The 21,973-nt window shown below is 70.5% G+C and carries 18 protein-coding genes and 1 pseudogene; 10 read left to right on the plus strand and 9 right to left on the minus strand.

The features are described from left to right. Positions 1 to 39 precede the first annotated feature (39 nt). Together OG272_RS27340 and OG272_RS27345 are read right to left on the minus strand one after the other, a co-directional pair. Positions 40 to 1,803, minus strand: coding sequence for a glycosyltransferase (locus OG272_RS27340; protein ID WP_328223738.1), 1,764 nt, complete (start codon positions 1,801 to 1,803; stop codon positions 40 to 42). A gap of 37 nt (positions 1,804 to 1,840) precedes the next feature. Further along, positions 1,841 to 2,992: a hypothetical protein gene (locus OG272_RS27345; protein WP_326579805.1), complete on the minus strand. Its 1,152-nt coding sequence runs from the start codon at positions 2,990 to 2,992 to the stop codon at positions 1,841 to 1,843. 335 nt (positions 2,993 to 3,327) lie between these two features. On the opposite strand from OG272_RS27345, the gene OG272_RS27350 reads away from it, so the two are divergent. The 5 genes from OG272_RS27350 (at position 3,328) to OG272_RS27370 (ending at position 8,497) form a co-directional block, all read left to right on the plus strand. Continuing rightward, positions 3,328 to 3,834, plus strand: a complete 507-nt coding sequence (locus tag OG272_RS27350; RefSeq protein ID WP_326579803.1) for a hypothetical protein — start codon at positions 3,328 to 3,330, stop codon at positions 3,832 to 3,834. Between the two features lie 115 nt (positions 3,835 to 3,949). Next, on the plus strand, positions 3,950 to 4,309 hold the full coding sequence (locus OG272_RS27355; protein ID WP_326579802.1) for a hypothetical protein: 360 nt from the start codon (positions 3,950 to 3,952) through the stop codon (positions 4,307 to 4,309). Continuing rightward, the gene (locus tag OG272_RS27360; RefSeq protein ID WP_405895120.1) at positions 4,306 to 5,628 is read left to right on the plus strand and encodes a zeta toxin family protein; all 1,323 of its coding nucleotides are present in this window, start codon (positions 4,306 to 4,308) and stop codon (positions 5,626 to 5,628) included. The genes OG272_RS27355 and OG272_RS27360 overlap by 4 nt, the downstream gene beginning before the upstream one ends. 624 nt (positions 5,629 to 6,252) lie before the next feature. Further along, positions 6,253 to 7,410 carry a substrate-binding domain-containing protein gene (locus OG272_RS27365; RefSeq protein ID WP_326579798.1) on the plus strand — a complete coding sequence of 386 codons (1,158 nt, stop codon included), beginning with the start codon at positions 6,253 to 6,255 and terminating at the stop codon, positions 7,408 to 7,410. Between the two features lie 535 nt (positions 7,411 to 7,945). Further along, positions 7,946 to 8,497, plus strand: a complete 552-nt coding sequence (locus OG272_RS27370; protein ID WP_405895121.1) for a hypothetical protein — start codon at positions 7,946 to 7,948, stop codon at positions 8,495 to 8,497. A 90-nt stretch (positions 8,498 to 8,587) separates the two neighbouring features. Here OG272_RS27370 and OG272_RS27375 read toward each other — a convergent pair whose 3' ends face one another. The 3 genes from OG272_RS27375 to OG272_RS27385 are packed head-to-tail and all read right to left on the minus strand — an operon-like array spanning position 8,588 to position 11,952. Further along, positions 8,588 to 9,469, minus strand: coding sequence for a transglutaminase N-terminal domain-containing protein (locus OG272_RS27375; protein ID WP_405895122.1), 882 nt, complete (start codon positions 9,467 to 9,469; stop codon positions 8,588 to 8,590). 9 nt (positions 9,470 to 9,478) lie between these two features. After that, on the minus strand, positions 9,479 to 10,414 hold the full coding sequence (locus OG272_RS27380) for an alpha-E domain-containing protein (RefSeq protein ID WP_326579792.1): 936 nt from the start codon (positions 10,412 to 10,414) through the stop codon (positions 9,479 to 9,481). After that, positions 10,411 to 11,952, minus strand: coding sequence for a circularly permuted type 2 ATP-grasp protein (locus OG272_RS27385; RefSeq protein ID WP_326579790.1), 1,542 nt, complete (start codon positions 11,950 to 11,952; stop codon positions 10,411 to 10,413). Before OG272_RS27385 ends, OG272_RS27380 begins: the two co-directional genes overlap by 4 nt. 418 nt (positions 11,953 to 12,370) lie before the next feature. Here OG272_RS27385 and OG272_RS27390 point away from each other — a divergent pair, with 418 nt between their 5' ends. After that, positions 12,371 to 13,444, plus strand: a complete 1,074-nt coding sequence (locus OG272_RS27390; RefSeq protein ID WP_327728484.1) for a LuxR C-terminal-related transcriptional regulator — start codon at positions 12,371 to 12,373, stop codon at positions 13,442 to 13,444. Here the strand turns inward: OG272_RS27390 and OG272_RS27395 are convergent. Both OG272_RS27395 and OG272_RS27400 read right to left on the minus strand, forming a co-directional pair. After that, a complete protein-coding gene (locus OG272_RS27395) occupies positions 13,401 to 14,417 on the minus strand; it encodes a helix-turn-helix transcriptional regulator (RefSeq protein WP_327728483.1) in 1,017 nt (338 codons plus the stop codon). The genes OG272_RS27390 and OG272_RS27395 overlap by 44 nt on opposite strands. Before the next feature lie 5 nt (positions 14,418 to 14,422). Next, a complete protein-coding gene (locus OG272_RS27400) occupies positions 14,423 to 15,430 on the minus strand; it encodes a helix-turn-helix transcriptional regulator (protein ID WP_327728482.1) in 1,008 nt (335 codons plus the stop codon). Between the two features lie 318 nt (positions 15,431 to 15,748). On the opposite strand from OG272_RS27400, the gene OG272_RS27405 reads away from it, so the two are divergent. Continuing rightward, a complete protein-coding gene (locus OG272_RS27405; RefSeq protein ID WP_327728481.1) occupies positions 15,749 to 16,084 on the plus strand; it encodes a hypothetical protein in 336 nt (111 codons plus the stop codon). 186 nt (positions 16,085 to 16,270) lie between these two features. Here OG272_RS27405 and OG272_RS27410 read toward each other — a convergent pair whose 3' ends face one another. Then, positions 16,271 to 16,684 (minus strand): TIGR03618 family F420-dependent PPOX class oxidoreductase, encoded by a 414-nt coding sequence (locus tag OG272_RS27410; protein ID WP_326579776.1) that lies wholly within the window; start codon positions 16,682 to 16,684, stop codon positions 16,271 to 16,273. A gap of 274 nt (positions 16,685 to 16,958) precedes the next feature. Between OG272_RS27410 and clpB the strand changes: the two genes are divergently transcribed. Together clpB and OG272_RS27420 are read left to right on the plus strand one after the other, a co-directional pair. Continuing rightward, positions 16,959 to 19,616 carry an ATP-dependent chaperone ClpB gene (gene clpB, locus OG272_RS27415; protein ID WP_327728480.1) on the plus strand — a complete coding sequence of 886 codons (2,658 nt, stop codon included), beginning with the start codon at positions 16,959 to 16,961 and terminating at the stop codon, positions 19,614 to 19,616. Positions 19,617 to 19,765: 149 nt separating this feature from the next. Further along, positions 19,766 to 20,305 (plus strand): YbjN domain-containing protein, encoded by a 540-nt coding sequence (locus OG272_RS27420; protein WP_326579772.1) that lies wholly within the window; start codon positions 19,766 to 19,768, stop codon positions 20,303 to 20,305. 252 nt (positions 20,306 to 20,557) lie between these two features. Here the strand turns inward: OG272_RS27420 and OG272_RS27425 are convergent. After that, positions 20,558 to 20,992 (minus strand): annotated as a pseudogene (locus tag OG272_RS27425) (aminotransferase class I/II-fold pyridoxal phosphate-dependent enzyme); the annotation flags it as partial. A 172-nt stretch (positions 20,993 to 21,164) separates the two neighbouring features. Here OG272_RS27425 and OG272_RS27430 point away from each other — a divergent pair. Further along, entirely contained in the window at positions 21,165 to 21,719 is a 555-nt protein-coding gene (locus OG272_RS27430; RefSeq protein ID WP_228968564.1) for a Uma2 family endonuclease, read from the plus strand. Positions 21,720 to 21,973 lie beyond the last annotated feature (254 nt).

Raw genomic sequence — 21,973 nt, forward strand, 5'->3', positions numbered from 1 at the left:
ACGCTGGGCCGGGGCAGCACCTCCGCCCCGGCCCGCACCTCACACTTCGATTCCGCCGTCACGGGGACCCGACAGATCCGGTGGCGGCTGCCGCACGCCCCCGGGCCGTCCCGGATCACCCTCCCCGGCACCGCGCCCCGGGGAAGCCGCATCGTGTCGACTCCCGGCGGCGGGCGGATCCTGGGAGACGCCCACCTGCCACAAGGGCGTCGCGTTCTCGGCCGGGGCGGCTGTACGAGGGCCCCCGGTGCCGGGCTGATTCTGGGGAAGGCCGACCTGCCACAGGGGTGTCTGGCTCCCGGGCGGGGCGGTAGCGCGGGCACTCTCGGCCCCGGCCTGGTTCTGCGCCAAACCCGCTTGCCACACAGGGACCGGAGTCCCGGTCGTCCGATGCTCATGCTGGGGCCCGTCGCGCCGCACACCGACCTCGGTCTGCGCCGGCCCCGGCGCCCGCGGTGACTGTTCCGGAGCATCGGGCCTGAGCAACTGCCCGTTCGGCCCCTGCACCGTGCGGACCAGATCCCGCTCCTGCGCCGTGAGCAGGGCCCTGGGGTCCCGGCGCGGCAGCGGCGTCTGACCCATTGCCACCTGGACCGTGGCCTCGGCGGCGTGCTCCCAGGTGTATTGCTGGAGAGTCTCCCGTAGGTGCAGCGCACCGGCCTGGCGCTGCGGGAGGTCCTGTTTGAGCTGAGCGATCGCCGTCATCCACGCCTGGACGCGGCTACTGCCGTCGGTCGGCTCGGCCACCACGCACGGCCCGCCGATCCGCGGCGGGACCCGATCGGGATCCTGAAGGAATTGCGCGGCGCCGCTCTCCTCGTTCACCAGGACGGGAACACCATGAGCCAGCCCCTCGGGCGCCACCATGCCGAACCCCTCGTGCTTCGAGGGCATGATCACCGCATGCGAGCCTCTGATGTCCTCGTCGAGCTCGGTCGCGCTGCTCGTACGGGGCTTGACCGTGACGTTGCCACCGGTGAGTCTCCGTAGCTCGTCCCACGCCTTCTGCACCTGCTCGTCGGGGATACCGCGGACGGTGAGATGGACGGAGGTGCCGGCCCTGTTCAGCAGCTTCACTGCCTCTGCGGCGTCGTCCACACCCTTGAGGGGGTCATCCACCCGCCCCATGACCAAGAGGTTCAGTGTCTCCGGCGCGGGGTCGTGCTGGACCGGATCGTGAACCCGGGTTCCCGGGATGACTTCGTGGGAATGCGGAACGTTCACGCCCTGTGCGGAAAGCCCCCTGCTCACTTCCGACAGGAGTGGACCGACTCCGGCCACGACGTCCGCACGCCCCATGGCGGCACGTTCGATCGCGGAGTCCCTGGCAGCCTTGTATTCAGCCTTCTCGGGCGCGAAACCCTTGACGAAGGGAAGCCGCTCGGGGCTTGTGTGCAGGAAGTGCACCAGACGCGCGTCCTGGTACCAGTTCTCACGCAGTTCGGCAGCGGCCGGCCCGGAGAAGCGCGAGTGCGCGATGATGATGTCGTACGGTCGGCTCGCCGGATCCTGCAACCCGTACTGCCTTGGCTCCTGACCGGCGAGATACTTGATCCAGTCCCGCCGCTCCATTTCGGTCGCTGTACCTTCCGCCCCGGACCCGAAGTCGAGAACGGGCGGGCGCGTCGTCACCACCTGCTGTATGCCGTCATGCCGGGGCATGTCGGGGTTGGCCGTGAACAGAGTGACGTTGTGCCGACGAGCGAGAGCCTCGGACAACTCCTGGTTGAATACCTCCACACCTCCCTCGCCTCTGCCGCTGTTGTCCGACACAACGAGAATGTTGTAACGCGCTTCAGCCACCGATCCCCCGTAATCTCCAGCCATCAATGATCTCGTGTCAGAAGCCGACGGTTTCGCGCAGTTCGCGGCCGATTTCCGAGGTGATGAAATCCGTCAAGTCGTAGGCGGAGAAGTGCATGATGCCGGAGTGCGCGCCCGGGTGAATCCTCGCCGCGTACTCGTCCAGAATCTCCGCGAGGATCTGCGCGCGGACAGCGGAGATCGCGACGTACTCCAACTCTCCCTTCTCGCGGTAGAAACGGCGCTCGCCGGCGTGCGGAGCCCTCGGCCGCAGCCGCTGTCCCGCCGACGCGCTGCGCTCGAAGTCCTTGGCCTCTTCCGCGATCAGCCGGGCGACCGGCCGGTCGTCGGGCCAGTCCACTCCGGAAGTCACATGCACGTTCGGATCGATCGACTCGTGCTCCTCCCGCCAGAACAGGCCCGACCTCCCCGCCAGCAGGTTCTGGAGGTCCTCAGCGGCGATCGACGTATCGGGACTCACCGAGAAATCCATGGATTCCCGCATGTACTTCAGGCTGGGCAGGCTCTCCGACGCACGCCAGGCCGCCCGGGCCAGTACCTCGTACCGAGCCTGCAAGTCGTTCACGTCGGACGGCCGACGGGACACCCGTGCCACGCCAACCGCACCGACAGGGTGCGGAGTCGGCACCCGTTCGCCGACCGCCGCGCGCAGTTCGTCGGCCGCGAGGTGCACCAGCCGGCTCAGCTCCGCAGTCTCTCCGGCGATCGTCACCGCAGGCCGGCCCGGCGCCATCCGGTGGACAAGGTCCCTCAGCGGGCCGGTCAGCACCAGCATGTGCCCCTCCTGAACGACCACCGCCCGCCCCGGCACCAGGTAGTCGTCCGGATAGGGCTCCATCCGGGGCTCGTAGGGACCCGGATCCTCGACCATCCGGGTCGTCCACTCCGCGACCGCCTCCGCGAAAGTGATCGGCCGGTCGACAGGGCCCGCGGCCCGACGGGAGATCAAATGACGTACGGGATCGGACGGTTCGCCGGCCTGCGGCTCGGGTCCCTCGGAGACGGTCAGCGCCGCCTCCAGCTCCCGCCACGCCTCCCGGCGCTCCTCCGGCCACCCGCCCCCGGGGCTGTCCAGGCGCCACACACGGCTCTTCTGCATCCACATCATCCGCGCCGCCGCCGAATACACGATGTCGTAAGCGTCGGCAAGCTGCATCTGGCCGCTCATCCCGGCTCTCCTTCACGACTGATCAAGTAACTCACATTCTCACACCGCGCTTTAGGGAACCGGACAAGGCGGAATCGGTGCGAGCAGGTCCTTCGGTGAGCATGGAGCGAAAGCCGAAGGCGGCTCGGCGTACTAACCCACCCACACACCGGCCGTTCCGTATTCCTTTATCCTCGGCGGCCCGCTGACGGTGACGGCCCTGTCCGTGTGGGAGGTACGGCGTCTGCGGGTCCGGCACGGGGTGACCCTGCGGACGGCGTTGGGGCGCTGAACCGTCCGGTGCGGGATGACGTCTCATCAGGAGAAACACGTACGCAGCTGTCGGGGAGGCACTCATGGCCATGGTCGGACTGTTCTGGATCGCCGAGGACGGTGGGGTGTACGTCGGGGCGCAGCCGGAGGGGTACGGGGATGGGGTGCGGCTGACGCGGGACTGGGTGGAGGGGCTCGGGACCGGCCAGAGCGCCGTGTGGGGCTGGTCGGAGATCCGGTCGGTCGCCGTGCGGTACGTACGGATCCGGTCCGGCGCCCGACTGCTCGCCACCACGGCCGTCGACCTCGTCCTCAACGCCGTCGCGGGCGGCGGTGACGCCGCGGCCGCGTTCGAGGTGCACCTGGAGACCGCCGACAGGACCGTCGAACTGAACGCACAGTCGGCCGCTTCCCTCGGCGGCTATGTCGAGTCCGAGTACGACCTCTCCGTCGCCCTGCTGGAGCGCCTGGTGGCGGGTACGGCGCAGGTCGACACCCTCGCGGAGTGGGGCCGCGCCCACGCCGCCGAGGGCACCCCACGTCGCGAGGAGCGGGAGGCCCTGCTGCGGGCGTGGGCGACCGAGGGCTGAGCCGCCGGGGACCCCCTCAACCCCGCGCGTCGCCCTCCGAGTTCCCGGGAACCCGACTCCCCTCGTCCACCGTCCCCCACAATGACCACTGGACACCGGGACACCGGAGGGACACATGACCGCACGGGACACTCCACAGGGCGCTCCACGGAACACCGCACGTGACACCACCCCGAACAACGGCATCTCGGTGACCCACGACCTGGAGCCGCACGACTGGTCGAACGAGGAGACCGCGGCGTACGAGGCGGCGATCGAGGCCGTCAACGGGGCGGTCGGCGCCTACAGCGCGCGGATCGCGGCGGAGGAGGCGAAGGACGCACCCGACCCCGCCGTCATCGAGGCCGCGCGCACCGAGCAGGGACGGCTGGCGAAGGAGCGTGAGCGGCTGCGTTCGGCCGACCGGGAGCAGATCGCCGAGGCCCGCTCACGCTACGCACAGCTCGCCCGCGAGATCCTGGCGAGCCTCACATGACCGACCCGTCCGAGCGCCTGCCCGACCCGTCCGAGCGCGTGCCCGGCCCCTCCGGGCGCGCGCCCAACCCGTCCGGGGGTGCGATCGACCCCGCCGAGGTGGAGCGGCACCGGCTGTCCGACGCCGAGAACCAGCGGATCTTCCGCGAGCGGATCGTCCCCGACCTCCTGGCGGGCCGCGTCGGGCAGGAGACGCCCACCGTGGTGTTCCTGGTCGGCCAGCCCGGCGCGGGCAAGAGCAGGGTCACCGAGATGGTGGCCGGTGTACTCGACCGGCACGGCGGCTTCGCGGACGTCGACAGCGACCTCTACAAGCCCTACCACCCCGAGTACGCCCGGCTGATGGCCCAGGACGACACCCTGATGGCCGCCTACACCCGCGCCGACGGGCGGGCCTGGATGGCCCAGGCCGAGGCGTACGTCCGCGAGCACGGGCTGCACGCGATCATCCAGGAGACCTCGCAGAACGCGCGGGCCGTGGAGGAGAAGATGCGGGCCTACCGGGACTCCGGCGCGCGGGTCGAGGCCCTGTTCATGGGGGTGCCGCAGGCGATGAGCAACCAGGGCATCGTCAACCGGTACTTCGAGCAGCTCGCCGACCGGGGCCAGGGGCGGCTGACCGTGCAGTCCAACGCCGACGAGTCCTACGCCGGCATCCTCGAACTCGCCGACCGCGTCGACCGGGGAGCCCTCGCCGACCTCGCGAGCGTCTACCGCCGGGGCGAGAGCAAGCCCCGCTACAGCAACTCCCTCGACGACACGGGCAACTGGACCGGCCCGCCGGATCTGCGCCAGGCCCTCGCCACGGAACGCGGCCGGCCGTGGACGACCGCCGAGAGCGACTCCTTCGTCACCACCCAACTGCGCCTGCGCGAGACCGCCCGGACACTGGGCCCCGAGTGGCCGGACAGACTCACCCGCATCGAGGACCAGGCCCGCCCCCTGCTGACGCCGGCCGCCGCCGTCCAGCTGGGCCCCACGGCACCATCGCCCACTCCGCCGACGACTCCCTCGACGTCGCCCCAGGCGCCCCAGGCGCCCCCGACGACCCCGTCGGCTCCCACGACCCCGTCGGCTCCCACGACCCCGTCGGCTCCCACGACCCCGTCGGCAACGCAGCCACCCTCTCCGTCGGCCTCACCCCCTCCGTCGGCCTCACCGTCCCCCTCGGCCGCAGCCGCGCGCTCCCGCAGCACCCCCCGCACCGGCAGGCCCACCACCCCGCAGACGCCGGGGGCCGAGGGACCGCGCCCCGGTCCCGGCCGGGCGACGCCTCCGCAGGGACCGAGCGGCCCCGAACCCAACCGGCGCGGCAGATAGCGGACGGCAGACGCCAGACGCCAGACGCCAGACGCCAGACGGCAGACGCCAGACGCCAGACGGCGGACGCCAGACGCCAGACGGCAGGCGCCAGACGCCAGACGGCAGACGGCAGAGGCAGACGGTGGGCCGAGGCGGGGCCGAGGAGAGTGGGCCGAGGAGAGCGGGCCGAGGACAGTGGGCCGGCCGCCCGCGTGAGGTCCGCCACCCGCCGGTCCCCGGGTCATGGACCGGAGGGACGACATCGGGACGCCGGGATCGGAAGTGATCCCGGTCTCCGTCGGCATGATCGCGTCCGCTCCGGCGGTGCCAGGTCATGGCGCTGACCTGGCACCCCGTACCCGTCGACCTCGACCACCGACGCCCCCGGCCCTCATCGCCCCCAACGTCCGGCCGTACGACGGTCATGGGGGCGATGAGGGCCGGGGCGGCGGCCGTTGGCTCGTGTCAGGTGAAGGCGAGCGGCGACACCCATGGTCCCTTGCTTTACCCTCTTCACACCGAGACCACACAAGGCTGTTGTCATCTCGTTAAGTGATTAGTCCTTGACGCTGAGGTGATCACCGCGTTGGCTTTCAGCCATATGGGACGCATTGCTGCGTCCACGCCCGGAAGGCCCTTGATGTGAACGCCCGTACCACCAGCAATACCCCCAGCACTCGTATACGTCGTCGCACCACCGCTCTGCGCCGTACCGCCACCGCCCTCGCCGCCTCGGCCGCGGCCCTCTCCCTCGCCTCCTGCGGGGTCATGGACGCCGGCGGCAGCGTGGAGGCGAGCCCCACGAAGGGCGACGACATCACGGTGGGCGTGCTGTTCCCCGACAAGGACACGAAGCGTTACGAGCAGTTCGACTACCCGAACATCAAGAAGAAGATCGCCGAGCTGACCGACAACAAGGGCGTCACCAAGTACGCCAACGCGGAGAAGGACCCGGAGACCCAGAACAGCCAGCTCGAGCAGATGGTGGAGGACAAGGTCGACATCATCATCGTCGACGCCGTGGACTCCAAGACCATCGCGCCCGCCGTGCAGACGGCGGACGACGCGGGCATCCCCGTCATCGCCTACGACCGCCTGGCCGAGGGCCCGATCGACGGCTACGTCTCCTTCGACAACGAGCTCGTCGGGCAGGTGCAGGGCCGCTCGCTGGTGGAGGATCTGGGTGACAGTGCCGCCAACAAGATCGTCATGATGAACGGGTCTCCCACCGACCCGAACGCCGCCATGTTCAAGGACGGCGCGCTCTCCGAGCTCCAGGACAAGGTGACGATCTCCGAGTCGTTCGACACCAAGGACTGGGACCCGGTCGTCGCCAAGGCGAACATGGAGAAGGCCGTCGCCAAGCTCGGGGCCGACAACATCGACGCCGTGTACGCCGCGAACGACGGTATCGCCGGTGCCGTCATCGACGTGCTGAAGACCGCCGGTGTCTCCAAGGTGCCGCCGGTCACCGGGCAGGACGCCGACCTCGACGCCGTGCAGCGGATCCTCGCGGGCGACCAGTACATGACCGTGTACAAGTCGTTCCCGCTGCAGGCGAGCGCCGCCGCCGAGATGGCCGTCGCCAAGGTCCAGGGCCGCGGCATCGAGTTCGACGCCCTCGCCAAGGACAGCGTCGACTCCCCGACCACCAAGAAGATCCCCGCCCAGCTGGTGCCCCCGGTCGCGCTGACCAAGAACAACATCAAGGACACGGTCATCGCCGACGGCATCTACACCGTCAAGCAGATCTGCACGTCCGCCTTCAGGGCCGACTGCGACGCGGTCAACCTGGACTAGTCCCGGCCACCCCACGTTCCCCGGCCCGGCAGGGCCACCGCCAGTGCTTCGGCCGGGCGGTGGGCCTGCCGGGCCGTGCTTTTTCGCGGCCGGGCGGGGCCGTCCGTGCGAGGCGGCCCTCGACTGCCGTGCGGATGTCCCATGGTCTAGGGTTACTGCTTGTCATGTCGTGATCACGGGGGACGACTGTCACATGCCTCAGAGCAGTGGGGACACACCTACGTCGCGTGCGCGAACAGCCGCCGCGCGACGCACCGGCTCGGTGCCTGCCGCCACGCGACGCACCGGCTCGGTGCCTGCGGCCACGCGACGCACCGGCTCGGTGCCTGCCGCCGCGCGACGCACCGGCTCGGTGCCTGCCGCCACGCGGCCCACCGGAAGGGCGCCGGCGCTCTCGGCCGCGCCGCCCACCGGACACGGCGACACCCGGCAGACGGCCCTCCTCGCCCCCGCCCCCGTGCCGGCCTCCTGATCCCCACCCCCCACCCCCCACACCCTCCCTTCCGCTCACTCAGAACCCCAGAGGACCCCTCCCTTGCGCACCCCTGCCCGTACCCGCCGTACCCGCCGTACGCCCTCCGCGCTGGCCGCGTCCGCGTGCGCCCTGCTGCTCGCCGTCACCGTCTCCGCCTGTGGCGACGACGGCGAGATGCTTCCCGTCGCCAAGGACAGGGAGGCGGTCGCCCTCTTCCTGGAGAAGCACGTCGGGTGCCAGGACACCGACTACTACGTGGGCGACGAGCTGCTGGAGTTCCGCGCCCAGGTCAGCTACGCGGTCGACAGTGCCGGCGACTGCGACGTCAATGACGACAGCGACATCGACTTCCTGCACTTCACCAGTCTGGGCGACTTCCAGAAGGACGTGGCGAACTCCGAGATCGCCGACGACACCGGCCTGATGGTCGGCATGACCTTCGCCGTCGACGCCGACGACGAGGAGAACGCCAAGGCCCTCCTCGACGCGGGCCTCCTCTACCTCGTCTGCGAACCGGGCGTGGACATACCGAGCACCTACCGGCAGGACGAGGGCGAGGCCGGCTGCGTACTGACGGACTACGCGCGGGAGGACCAGGAGGAGGACTACTAGGCCACTACTGGGCCGGGATCACCCCGCCCCGCGGTGTGTCAGGGTCCAGGAACCCCAGAAACCCCAGGGGCCACCAGGGCCCCTCAGGCCTCAGGCCACCCGAGTGAACTCGATCGTCACCTCCGGCGGCCCCCCGGCCACCCCCCGGTAGATGCCCTTGTGGGGCGTCACGTCGTCGTAGTCGCGGCCTCGGCCGACGACGACGTGGGACTCGTCGGCGGGGACCCGGTTGGTGGGGTCGTAGCCGGTCCAGTCGCCGGCCCAGTACTCGATCCAGGCGTGGCTCTGCCCGGCGACGGGGCGGTGGAGTTCGGCCTCGCGCTCCGGGTGGAGGTAGCCGGAGACGTAGCGGGCGGGCAGGCCGAGGCCGCGGAGCATGCCGAGGGTGAGGTGGGCGAGGTCCTGGCAGACGCCCGCCCCCTGCTCCCAAGCCTCGTCCGCGCTGGTGTGCACGCCGGTCGCGCCCGGCACGTACGAGACGTGGTCGGCGACCATCGCCGACACCGCGGTCGCCGTGCCGTGCACGTCGAGCCCGGCGGACACCTCACGGGCCCGGTCCAGGAGCTCGACCGGGAGCGTCGTGCGGCCCGTCGCGGTCAGGTACTCCAGGAGGCGGGAGTCGGCGGTGGCCCGGTGGATCTCCGTCCAGTCCGGCGCGTCCGGGAGCGGCTCCGGCGGGGCCGTCTCCACCAGGCTGGTCGCGGTGATCGTCAGGTCGGAGTGGGGTTCGATGAGGTCGAAGCCGGTGACCTGGGTGCCCCAGTAGTCCCAGTACGACCAGGTGGGGGTGGAAGGGTTCACCAGGACGCGGGCGTCCAGGGTGGTCTGGCCCGGGAGCGTCAGCGGGGTCATGCGGACCTCGTTGTGGGAGGAGGCCGCGGGCTGGGCGTACGAGACGCGGGTGGTGTGCCGGATGCGCAGCCGCCGGGTCGCCGTCGTGGCGGGGGCCGGGGGTGGGGGTGGAGGTGTCATCGGGATCGCTCACGCGCCTTCCTGGGCCCACTCGACGGGGCCTTGGTACGGGAAGAACTTCTCGGCCACCGCCTCCGCCGAGGCCATGCACGCCTGCTGCAGGTCGCGCAGCAGCGTGGGCAGCCCGGCTTCCAGGGACTCGGAGTCGAGATATTCGAGGTGGGTGCGCAGGGCGCCGATCGGGCGGCGGGCCGGGTCCTGGCGGGGACGGCCGAGCGCCGCCAGGCACTCCTCCGCCGTGGTCAGCGCGTGCAGCGCCGAGCGCGGGAAGTCCCGGTCCAGCAGCAGGAACTCGGCGACCTTGGGGCTGTCGCCGAAGCCGCCGTGCACCCGCGCGTACGCCTCGTCGGCGCCGCTCGCGCTCAGCAGGGTCGGCCAGTCCGGCGCGTGCGCCGCGTCCAGCACTCGCACCGACAGCAGCCGTACGGTCATGTCCACCCGCTCCAGGCTGCGGCCCAGCACCACGAAACGCCAGCTGTCGTCGCGGCTCATCGTCGAGTCGGCGAGCCCGAAGAAGAGGGCCGCGCGCCGGCGTACCAGCTCCAGGTACGCGTACGGGCCGCCCGTCCGGCGCGCTGCCGTCCGCTGGTCGGCGAGCGCGTGCCAGGTGGAGTTGAGGCACTCCCACATCTCGGAGGAGACGGCCTCACGGGCGCTGCGGGCGTTGAGCCGGGCCGCCCCGAGCGCGCCCTCGATCGAGCCCGTCGAGCGGGCGTCGAACGCCAGCTGGTCCAGCACCTGCTGCATGTCGCAGTGCTGGTCGGGCGCGTCCACACCGAGGATCGCGTACAGCGAGCGGCAGGCCACGTCCTCGTCGCGCCAGGGGTCTTCGAGCAGGCGGTGGAGGTAGGCGTCGAGGATGCGGCCCGTCGCGTCGGCCCGTTCCACGTACCGTCCCGTCCAGGTCAGGGCCTCGGCTATCCGGGAGAGGATCACGTCGTTCACTGCTGTGCCCCTTCCTGGACGACGGTCCGGACGCCGTCGGGCCCGAGCTGGCGCGGTGCCTTCTCCGGCAGCGGGCCACCGGTCTCCTCGGACCGCTGCTCGGCGGGCCCCTCGGCGAGGACCCAGGTGTCCTTGGAGCCGCCGCCCTGGCTGGAGTTGACGATGAGATTTCCCTCCTGGAGGGCGACCCGGGTCAGCCCGCCGGGCAGCACCCACACGTCACTCCCGTCGTTCACGGCGAAGGGCCGCAGATCGATGTGGCGCGGGGCCATGCGTTCGCCCGCGAGGGTGGGGGAGGTGGACAGCGCCACCGGCCGCTGCGCGATCCAGCCGCGCGGATCGGCGAGCACGGCCTCCCGGGTGCGCTCCAGCGTCTCCCGGTCCGCCTTCGGCCCGATGACGATGCCCTGCCCGCCGGCCCCGTCGACCGGCTTGATCACCAGCTGGTCGATCTGGTCGAGGACCGCCTCCAACTGCCCCGGCTCGTCCGGCCGGAAGGACTCCACGTTCGGCAGAATCGGTTCCTCTGAGAGGTAGTAGCGGATGAGGTCGGGAACGTACGTGTACAGGAGCTTGTCGTCGGCGATGCCGTTGCCGACCGCGTTGGCGAGCGTCACGTTGCCCGCCATCGCGGCGCCCATGATCCCCGGGCAGCCGATCACCGAGTCGGGCCGGAAGTGGAGGGGATCGAGGAAGTCGTCGTCGAGGCGCCGGTATACGACGTGGACGGGCATCTCCCCGCGGGTCGTCCGCATCCACACCCGGTTCCCCCGGCAGACGAGATCGTGCCCCTCCACCAACTGCACGCCCATCAGCCGGGCCAGCAGGGCGTGTTCGAAGTAGGCGGCGTTGCTGGGGCCGGGGGTGAGGACGACGACACGCGGGTCACCGATGCCGCCGGGCGCGGCGGCCCGGAGCGCGGCGAGCAGCTTCTGGGCGTAGCCGTCGACCGGCACGACGTGCTGCTCGGCGAAGAGGGACGGGAAGACGCGGGTCATCGCCCGCCGGTTCTCGATGACGTACGAGACCCCGGACGGCACCCGGACGTTGTCCTCCAGCACCCGGAAGTCGCCCGCCTCGTCCCGGACGAGGTCGATGCCGGCGACATGGATACGGACCCCGCCCGGAGGCTCCACACCGTGCGCGGCCCGGTGGAAGTGGGCGGAGTTGAGGAGCAGCCGCCACGGCACGACCCCGTCCTCGAAGGCCCGGCACGGCCCGTACGCGTCCGCGAGGTACGCCTCCAACGCCCGTACGCGCTGGGCCACTCCGCGCTGGATCAGATCCCACTCCAGGGCGTCCAGGATGCGCGGCACCAGATCCAGCGGCCAGGGTCTCTCCTCGCCCGCGAAGGCGTACGTCACACCGCGGTCCGTGAACGCGCGGGCCATCTGGTCGGCCCTGAACCGCAGTTCGGCCGGCTCGATGGGCTGCAGGGCCGCCAGCACCGGCTCATAGGCGGCCCTGACCTCACCCGGCCGCGCAAACATCTCGTCCCACGCGTCGGCCAACGCGTACGCGTCAAATATGTCCGCCATGGCCCGACGGTAAGCGCGCTCCGTAACACCCTGATCACCAGCACATTTCGGGCAGCTTGCGGGGACGATCGCGACCTGCGGAAACGGAAGGTTTGAAGTACGGCCGGGCGGGGGACGCGGGGCTGCGACCGCCGCGCTGACCGGCCCGGCGCACGACCGGGGAACCGGCCGTTTCCGTGGCCGTCTTCGTCGCTGTTTCCGTGGCCGTCCCGGCGGCCGGGCGAGGGGACCCGCCGGGTCGTGCGGAGGCTTCCGTCGCCGATTTCAGCTTGTTGCAGAGCGCACTGCCTGAGGGGTGGAGGAGGCGGGCACAACGGATGTTATCGGGGCGGAAACATGGCAGAGCCGTGTTGCGGTGCCGGTGCGGGCCGCGCATAGTTGCGCTCCGAAGAGGCTGGAACCGGGGGTGAATTGGGTGATGGCCGGGCACGCGACCGAGGAGCATCCACACGGTGCCGACCGGCTCTGCGCCGCCGGGGACCGCGTGTACTCCAGAGCCGTACGGCGGGGCCGCGTCCCGCGCGCGGACGCCGACGCCGTGCCCTGCCTCCTCGAACTCGCCCTGCTGCACCCCGACCCCGACGACATGGGCTGGCTGGTGCCCACCTCCCCGCAGGAGGTCATGACCCGGCTGCTGCGCGGCGTCCACGCGGAGGTCAGCGCCAGTCAGGCCCGGATGGGCGCGGCGGTCGACGCCGTCGAGTGGTACGCGGGCCTCGGCAGCTCCCGGGCCCGGGATTCGGCGGAGAGCACGGCGATCCGGGTGCTCGACGGGCTGGCCCGGATCCGGGCGGCGATCGACGAGGCCACCGACCGCTGCACCACGGAGGTGCTGACCGTGCAGCCGGGCGGGATCCGGCGCGAGGACGAGCTGCGCGAGGGGCTGCACCGGGCGCTGGCGATGTGCCGGCGGGGTGTGCGGATGCGGGACCTGTACACGCATGTGGCCCGGCACGGGCAGGGCCTGCACAACTACATGGAGCTGATGGGGGAGTCGGCGGAGGCCCGCACCCTGGACGAGGTCGTGGAGCGCCTCATCGTCTTCGACCGCACGGTGGCGTTCATCCCGGCCAACGCCGACCGGAGCATGGCCCTGGAGATCCGCCATCCGGCGCTGGTGGAGTACCTGGTCACCGTCTTCGAACGGCTGTGGCGGCTCGGCGTCCCGCTGGCCGCGTCGCTCCCGTCGACCGGGGTCGCGGGCATCACCCACCGCGAGCGGTCCATCGCGGCGCTGCTCGCGGAGGGACACCAGGACGCGGTGGTCGCCGAACGGCTCGGCATCAGCGTGCGCACCTGCCGGGCCCACATCGCCCGCCTCTCCGAACGGCTCGGCGCGGCCAGCCGTACCCAGCTCGGCGTCCGCATCGCCGAGGCCGGCCTCGACGGCACGCCGCGTGCCACCCCATCGGACGACCTCCCCGCCGTCCCCTCCCCGGCCCCCGCCCCTACGGCCCCTCTTCCCGCTCCAGAATCCCCGACTGCCCGATGAGATAGCCGAGTTGGGCTCGACTCTCACTGCCCAGGTGGGCGGCGAGCTTGGCGATGTGGGCGCGGGTGGTGCGGACGTTGAGGCCGAGACGGTCGGCGATGGCGGTGTCGGTGTGGCCCTCCACCAGGAGACGGGCGATGGCGCGTTGGCGGGGCGTGACACCGTCGACCACGGGGAGCTGGACGGCCTCGGGGTACATGGGCGTCGCCAGCTGCCAGAGGCGGTCGAAGGTCGTGGCGAAGAACGAGATCAGCGTGGGATGGCGGATCTCCAGGGCCAAGGTCCGTTCGGCGTCGGCGGGAATGAAGGCCACCGTGCGGTCGACGAGGATGAGGCGGTCGGTGACCTCGTCCAGGGTGCGCGCCTCGGCGTCGCCCCGCAGTTGTTCGTAGCGGGCCAGGATGAGGGGGGAGTGCCTGAGGGTGTGCGGGTAGAGCGTACAGATGCGGGCGCCACGGGCCAGCAGGGCCTGGTCGCGGCCGAGGGCGCCGGCCTGGCCCTCCTGGCCGCGCGGGCCGTGTTGGTGGGTGTGCGGCTGGATACAGAGCATTTCCCGGGTCGCCTCGGCCATGGCCTCGGTGATGGCGGCGTTGATCCGCTCGACGCCGCTGAGCAGGGTGATGGCCGGGGTGCCGGTGTCGCCCGGTGCCGTCCGCCGCTCCGCGATCCGCAGCAGCGGCTCGAAGGCCGCGGCCAGCCGTTCCTCTCGGCGCCGCTCCTCGGCGACCCGGTCCGCGATGCCGCGCAGGAGCCGGTGCAGGGCGGTCGCGGGAGCCGCCGGCTCCAGCCGGAGCGGGTCGCCGATCACCGGGTGCAGCAGCCCGGCGGCGATCAGGCACGGTGCCGCGGCGGCGTCCTCGCCGGGCACGGCCCCCTCCTCCAGCGCCCGCGCGTACAACTCGGTGCCGGCCTCGCACAGTTCGTCGGCTCCGTGCCCGTGGGCTTCGGCGATCGCGTGTAACTCGTCTCCCACGGCGGTCAGCTCTCCTGGTTCAGCATCCCGGACTGGGCTATGAGGTAGCCGAGTTGGGCCCTGCTGCCGCTGCCCAGCGCCGTCGCCAGCTTGGCGATGTGGGCGCGGCAGGTACGGACGTTCATGCCGAGGCGGCGGGCTATTGCCTCATCGACGTGGCCCTCGACCAGGAGTTTGGCTATGGAGTGCTGGATCTCAGTGATGCCGTCGGAGGCGGTCTCGTAGGGGGCGCCGGCGTTCAGCGGGACGGCGCGGGACCACATGAACTCGAAGACTTTGATCAGATAGCGGACCAGGCCGGGGTGGCGGAGTTCCAGGGCGACCTGCCGGTCGTCACGGGTGGGGATGAAGGCGACCGTCTCGTCGCAGACGATGAGGCGTTCGACCAGTTCGTCGATGGTCCGTATCTCTACCTTGCCGGACACCTGGTCCACGTACGCCAGGTTCGCGGGACTGTAGCGGGCGGTGTGCTGGTAGAGCGTACGGATGCTCACACCGCGTTCGAGCAGAGGCCTGTCGCGCTCCAGCCCCTGAACGATCCTGCGCTCGGGGCGGCTGGTGCTCGGCTGGACCGTGAGCATCTGGCTCTGGCACTGGGACGTGGCCAGGTCGAGCGCGGCGTTGATCCGGTCGCTGCCCTCCAGCACCGTGATCGAGTGCGTGTCGCTGGTTGCCCGGGCACTGAGCGCCATGAACGGCTCGAAGGTCTCGGCCAGTTCGGTGGTCAGCCGCCGACGCTCGGTGATCTCGCGTTCCAGTGGGTGCAGCCGCTGGGCCAGGGCGGCCGACGGGGGAACCGGGCGCAGCCAGTTCGCGTCGTCGAGATCTGGCTGGAGCAGACCGAACTCCATCAAACAGGGAGTCGTCTCCACATCCGTACGGGCGATACGTCCCGCGCGAAGAGCATTCGCGTAGAGACGGCTGCCGTCCTCACACAGTTCGGTCACCGCGTGGGGATGTGTCTCTTTCGTCCAGCTATTTGCCAAATCTCCACCCCCCAGGGTCCTGAACATGCAGGAACATGATGCACCGATTATGTGGCCATGACGTGCCCGAATGAGCCATCGTCGTAGGCGACGGGGGAAGAGGGGACCTTCAAGTGAGGACGAAGCCGACTATGCGTAACGGATTGCTTCGCTCGGTGCTTGTCGCCGCCTTCTCCGCCGTTATGGCCTTCGGAGTGGTGAGTGCTCACTCCGCTGCGAGAGGCGACTCGCCTGAGGACAGCTTCTGGGGTGGTGCGGCGGTGGGTGCGGTGAACACCACCGTGCTCGCCGACAGTATCTGGCCGGTGGCGCCACAGGGCTCGGACGAGACTGTGCAGGTCTGACATGACGACTCCACCCGACGACCGCTCTTTCCGCCGAGAAATGGCCACCGCCTACCGCTCCGGTTGGCACTTCATCGACCTGGCCACCGCCATCCCCCACAGCGGTGACTCGTTGATGGTGACCGTGTTCGGCGAACCGGTGGTGGTGACCCGGGACGAGGACGAGGACATCCGGGCGTACCGGTGTCTGCGGCGACCGCGCGGCGCGCCGCAGCCAGTGCGGTGTGCCATTCGGTACGGGATGGTCTTCGTCAATCTCGACCAGCGCGACCACCGGCTCGCCGAGCCGGAGACCCCGGCCTCCACGGCCGTATCAGCCACCCCCCGCAGTGCCTGAAGCGATTCCCCCGTCGTTTCAAATCGCTCAGGCGCTTCCCCCCAGCAGCGGCGTCACCGTGACCTGAACACGGTGACGCCGCTGCAGGTTTACGGGGACATTTCAGGATGTCCGGCGGTATCGGAACCAACCCGTCCGCCCGCTCATCTGTCTGAAAAATGGTCAACCGGAAATGGTCGGCGACCGTCAGCCGCGCCCCAGTGCCCGCGTCAGCTCGATCTCGATGACGACGCGGAGCGGGTTGGGCTGCGGTTCCCTGCCGTACCGCTCCGCATACCGCCGCTCCGCCTCCGCGACCCGCTCCCGGTCCTCGTGGACCCGGGCGAGCCCCTCCAGCGTGGCCCAGCGCCGGCCCTCCATCTGGCACACCGCGACCCGGGCGCCCTCGGCCCCCGCGGCGCGCACGTTCCGTGCCTTCGTGCTCCCCGTTCGGGTGATCACTCGAGCGAGCCGGGCCCCGGGATCGTATGTGACCCCGACGGGCACCACATGGGGGCTGCCGTCGGCGCGGAGGGTGGTCAGGGTGCAGAGGTGGCGCTCCCGCCAGAAGGCGAGGTACGCGGCGTCCGGGTCTCCCGGATCCACTCGATAGGTGCTCACGGTCCTGGAATCTAGCGGGGAATCCGGCTCCCGGGCCCCTCCCGGCCCCTCCCGGGCCCCTCTCGCACCCCTCTCGGGTGCGGCCCCCGACCGGTTGGCGGGATCCCTCCCCGGCTCCACCTTGAGTGGAATAGACTCAACTTTGTGTACGTTGCTCAAGTCACTGTGACCGGGACCGGCGCCGACACCGGGACCGGGACCGGCGCCGACACCGGTGACCGGTGACCGACGCGATGACCGACGCAACGGCTGACGCAAGGAGGGAAACGCGAACGTGGATGCCGAGCTGACCAACAGGAGCCGGGACGCGATCAACGCGGCCAGCAACCGGGCCGTGTCCGAGGGACACGCCGACTTCACCCCCGCCCACCTGCTGCTGGCTCTGCTCCAGGGCCAGGACAACGAGAACATCACCGATCTGCTCGCCGCGGTCGACGCCGACCAGGCGGTCGTGCGCGCCGGCGCCGAGAAGATCCTGGCCGGCCTGCCCAGCGTGACCGGCTCCACCGTGTCGCCGCCCCAGCCCAACCGCGAGCTGCTCGGCGTGGTCGCCGAGGCCCAGGCCAAGGCGAAGGAGCTGGGCGACGAGTACGTCTCCACCGAGCACCTCCTGCTCGGGATCGCGGAGAAGGGCGGCCAGGCCGGGGACGTACTCTCCCGGCAGGGGGCGAACGCCGGGAAGTTGCGGGAGGCGTTCCAGAAAGCCAGGGGAGGACGCCGGGTGACCACAGCCGATCCGGAGGGGCAGTACAAGGCCCTGGAGAAGTTCGGGACCGACTTCACCGCCGCCGCGCGGGAGGGGAAGCTCGATCCCGTCATCGGCCGGGACCAGGAGATCCGGCGGGTCGTGCAGGTGCTGTCCCGCCGGACCAAGAACAACCCGGTCCTCATCGGTGAGCCCGGTGTCGGCAAGACCGCCGTCGTCGAGGGGCTGGCCCAGCGGATCGTGAAGGGCGACGTGCCCGAGTCGCTGAAGAACAAGCGGCTGGTCGCGCTCGACCTCGGCGCCATGGTCGCCGGGGCCAAGTACCGGGGCGAGTTCGAGGAGCGGCTGAAGACCGTGCTCGCGGAGATCAAGGACTCCGACGGGCAGATCATCACCTTCATCGACGAGCTGCACACGGTCGTCGGCGCGGGCGCCGGCGGCGACTCCGCCATGGACGCCGGCAACATGCTGAAGCCGATGCTCGCCCGCGGCGAGCTGCGCATGGTCGGCGCCACCACCCTCGACGAGTACCGCGAGCGCATCGAGAAGGACCCGGCGCTGGAGCGCCGCTTCCAGCAGGTGCTGGTCGCCGAGCCGACCGTCGAGGACACCATCGCCATCCTGCGCGGACTCAAGGGCCGCTACGAGGCCCACCACAAGGTCGTGATCGCGGACGCGGCGCTGGTCGCCGCCGCCACCCTCTCCGACCGGTACATCACCTCCCGCTTCCTGCCCGACAAGGCCATCGACCTCGTCGACGAGTCCGCCTCCCGGCTCCGGATGGAGATCGACTCCTCGCCCGTCGAGATCGACGAGCTCCAGCGGTCCGTGGACCGGCTCCGCATGGAGGAGATGGCCCTCGTCAAGGAGACCGACGCCGCCTCCCGCGAGCGCCTGGAGAAGCTGCGCCGCGACCTCGCCAACAAGGAGGAGGACCTGCGCAACCTCACCGCCCGCTGGGAGAAGGAGAAGCAGTCCCTCAACGCCGTCGGTGAACTCAAGGAGAAGCTCGACGAGTTGCGCGGCCAGGCCGAACGCGCCCAGCGCGACGGCGACTTCGACACCGCCTCCAAGCTCCTCTACGGCGAGATCCCCACCCTGGAGCGGGCGTTGGAGGAGGCCTCCGAGGCCGAGGAGGAGGCCGCCGCCTCCAAGAACACCATGGTCAAGGACGAGGTCGGCGCCGACGACATCGCGGACGTCGTCGCCTCCTGGACCGGTATCCCGGCGGGCCGCCTGCTGGAGGGCGAGACCCAGAAGCTGCTCCGCATGGAGGACGAGCTGGGCCGCCGCCTCATCGGCCAGACCGAGGCCGTACGGGCCGTGAGCGACGCCGTACGCCGTTCCCGCGCGGGTATCGCCGACCCGGACCGCCCGACCGGTTCCTTCGTCTTCCTGGGCCCGACGGGTGTGGGCAAGACGGAACTCGCGAAGGCGCTGGCCGACTTCCTCTTCGACGACGAGCGGGCCATGATCCGCATCGACATGTCGGAGTACGGCGAGAAGCACAGCGTGGCCCGCCTGGTCGGCGCGCCTCCCGGCTACATCGGCTACGAGGAGGGCGGCCAGCTGACGGAGTCCGTCCGCAGGCGTCCCTACTCGGTCGTGCTGCTGGACGAGGTGGAGAAGGCGCACCCCGAGGTCTTCGACATCCTCCTGCAGGTGCTGGACGACGGCCGGCTCACGGACGGACAGGGCCGCACGGTCGACTTCCGCAACACGATCCTGATCCTCACCTCGAACCTGGGCAGCCAGTACCTGGTCGACCCGGTCACCAGCGCGGCGGAGAAGAAGCAGCAGGTCATGGACGTGGTGCGGGCCTCCTTCAAGCCGGAGTTCCTCAACCGCCTCGACGACCTCGTGGTCTTCTCCGCGCTGGACAAGGCGGAGCTGGAGCGCATCGCGAAGCTCCAGATCGACCGCCTGTCCAAGCGTCTCGCCGAGCGCCGCCTCACCCTGGAGATCACCCCCGAGGCCCTGGCCTGGCTCGCCGAAGAGGGCAACGATCCGGCCTACGGCGCCCGCCCGCTGCGCCGCCTCGTCCAGACCGCCATCGGCGACCGTCTGGCCAAGGAGATCCTGGCCGGCGAGGTCAAGGACGGCGACACGGTCCGGGTGGCCACGTTCGGCGAAGGAGAGGGGCTGATCGTGGGACCGGTGACGGGCGCGACGACGGCACCCGACACGGACGCCCCGGTGCCCCCGTCGATGGAGAAGAAGCCGTGATCGGGGGTACCCGAAAGGTTCCCGGCCACGCTCGTAGCTGAATCCCCCGGAGGATCCGGCCAAGGGCGACGAACCACGCGGGGCGGGGGTTGCCACTCCCCGCCCCGCATGGGGGAGGATGGCGGAATCCGTACGAAGGGAAAATCACGGTGAGCATCGACCCGTCCTCGATTCCGAACTTCGGGGGCCAGCCCGAGCCGCAGCCCCAAGGGCCGGCGGGCCCCGTCGTCCCGGATCAGGACCTCGTGAAGCAGCTCCTGGACCAGATGGAGCTGAAGTACGTCGTCGACGACGAGGGTGACCTCGCGGCGCCGTGGGAGGAATTCCGTACGTACTTCATGTTCCGTGGAGAGGGTGACCAGCAGGTCTTCTCGGTGCGCACGTTCTACGACCGCCCGCACCAGATCGACGAGAAGCCGGCTCTGCTGGAGACCATCGACGACTGGAACCGGCGCACCCTGTGGCCCAAGGTCTACAGCCACACGCATGACGACGGCACGGTTCGTCTCATCGGCGAGGCGCAGCTGCTGATCGGCACCGGCGTCAGCCTGGAGCACTTCGTCTCGTCGACGGTCAGCTGGGTGCGCGCGGCCATCGAGTTCGACAAGTGGCTCGTCGAGCAGCTCGGCCTGGCCGAGGACGTCGACGAGACCGACAAGCCCGAGAAGCCCGAGGACGACGGCGAGTAGTCGCCCTGCGCGCTTCCGTGGCCACCGGCGGTCATCGACCCCGGCGGCTACAGGGGGACTGGGTTCACGACGACCCGAAACACCCCGTCAGACGTACGAGAGCCCGGCCAGGACGCCCCACCCGCATGGTGGAGTGCCACGGCCGGGCTCTCGCCGTCCGCGCCGACGTCGAGGAAATCCACGCCGACGTCGACGGGAAATCCGCGCCGACGTCGACGGGAATGCGGCGATCCCGCCGGTGGCGTCGCGTCGTCAGAACGCCGCCTTCAGCCGCTTCGCCTCCTCCTCCAACACCTCGGTGCGCTTGCAGAAGGCGAACCGCACGAAGGGCGCGCCGGCCTCGCGGTGGTCGTAGAAGACGGCGTTGGGGATGGCCACCACGCCCGCCCGCTCGGGTAGCGCGCGGCAGAAGGCGAAGCCGTCGGTCTCGCCGAGGGGCCGGATGTCGGTGGTGATGAAGTACGTGCCCGCCGTCCGGAACACCTCGAACCCGGTGTCGGAGAGCCCCGCCGCCAGCACGTCCCGCTTGGTCGGCATGTCCGTGCGGAACGCCTCGAAGTAGCTGTCGGGCAGCGCGAGCACCTCGGCGACGGCGTACTGGAACGGCCCCGACGCCACGTACGTCAGGTACTGCTTCGCCGAACGCACGGCCGTCACCAGCGCGGGCGCGGCCGTCACCCAGGCGACACCTCGTTGGTCTATCTATTCCTCTGTCGTGCGACAGGCCCGGCTGTGGCCTCCGGCACCGGCGGTGGGCTGGCCGCAGGGTCTGTTCGGACCGGTCTGCCGACCGTCCCGACGGGCTCGGTGACGCGGCACTGTCCGTCGTATCCTGACCACACACGGGAAGGAGCCGTTGATGAGCGTCGACGCGATCGTGCACACCGAGTTCCCCAAGGGATACACGGTTCTGTTCGGGGCCGACGGAAAGGTGATCATGACCCCGCAGAGCGAAGAGCACTCCAGCACCATCAGGTCGATGCAGATCGACTCCGCTCTTGCCCTCGGCCGTCACGCGAAGGTCACCTCCGACGTCTACATCGACTTCCCCGCCGACGAGAACTCCGCCCCCGATCTGGCGATCCTTCGCGAGGACGCCCGCCGGGAGGGCAAGCGCTACAGCTTCGAGGACGTCCTGCTGATCTCCGAGGTCGTCTCGACCTCCTCCGCGCGCAAGGACTACGACGACTGCACCGCGAAGTACGGCCGCTACGGAATCCCGATCTACCTGGTCGTGGACCCCTACGCCCAGGAAGTCGTCCTCCACACCCAGCCGACCGCCACGGGTTACATCGCGGCCCACACCCACAAGTACGGCACGGGCAAGCTCCCCATCCCCCTGGCCGACGGCCGCACCTTCACCCTCGACCTCGACGAGCTCCCGCGCCCGGAGCCCGAGGCGGACGGCCGCTGACGAAGGACCTCCGGTGCGGCCAGGCCCGTACCGTCGGCACCGCTGCCGTCGGACGTGGTCGTTCCTGGTCGCGGCAGTCGGCTGCGCTTGCCCGGCCCTTCGTCGATCGGTATCGGCAGGGGGGCGTGCCGTTCTGCGCAGTGAGTCCGTGCGACGAAGTCCGGTTCGCCGCAAGGAGGTTCGAAGCCGCGTTCGCTGCGGGCGACCACCACCACGTGCTGCCCTGAGGTAGCGGGCCCGCTCGTCCTCGGCCG

It is taken from the genome of Streptomyces sp. NBC_00104 (genome assembly GCF_045160825.1).
GTDB lineage: Bacteria > Actinomycetota > Actinomycetes > Streptomycetales > Streptomycetaceae > Streptomyces.

Coding starts and splice junctions, on each gene's coding strand:
- OG272_RS27345 (WP_326579805.1), bottom strand. CDS start 2,992: ATGAGCGGCCAGATGCAGCTTGCCGACGCTTACGACATCGTGTATTCG.
- OG272_RS27350 (WP_326579803.1), top strand. CDS start 3,328: ATGGCCATGGTCGGACTGTTCTGGATCGCCGAGGACGGTGGGGTGTAC.
- OG272_RS27355 (WP_326579802.1), top strand. CDS start 3,950: ATGACCGCACGGGACACTCCACAGGGCGCTCCACGGAACACCGCACGT.
- OG272_RS27360 (WP_405895120.1), top strand. CDS start 4,306: ATGACCGACCCGTCCGAGCGCCTGCCCGACCCGTCCGAGCGCGTGCCC.
- OG272_RS27375 (WP_405895122.1), bottom strand. CDS start 9,469: ATGACACCTCCACCCCCACCCCCGGCCCCCGCCACGACGGCGACCCGG.
- OG272_RS27385 (WP_326579790.1), bottom strand. CDS start 11,952: ATGGCGGACATATTTGACGCGTACGCGTTGGCCGACGCGTGGGACGAG.
- OG272_RS27390 (WP_327728484.1), top strand. CDS start 12,371: ATGGCCGGGCACGCGACCGAGGAGCATCCACACGGTGCCGACCGGCTC.
- OG272_RS27400 (WP_327728482.1), bottom strand. CDS start 15,430: ATGTTCAGGACCCTGGGGGGTGGAGATTTGGCAAATAGCTGGACGAAA.
- OG272_RS27405 (WP_327728481.1), top strand. CDS start 15,749: ATGACGACTCCACCCGACGACCGCTCTTTCCGCCGAGAAATGGCCACC.
- OG272_RS27430 (WP_228968564.1), top strand. CDS start 21,165: ATGAGCGTCGACGCGATCGTGCACACCGAGTTCCCCAAGGGATACACG.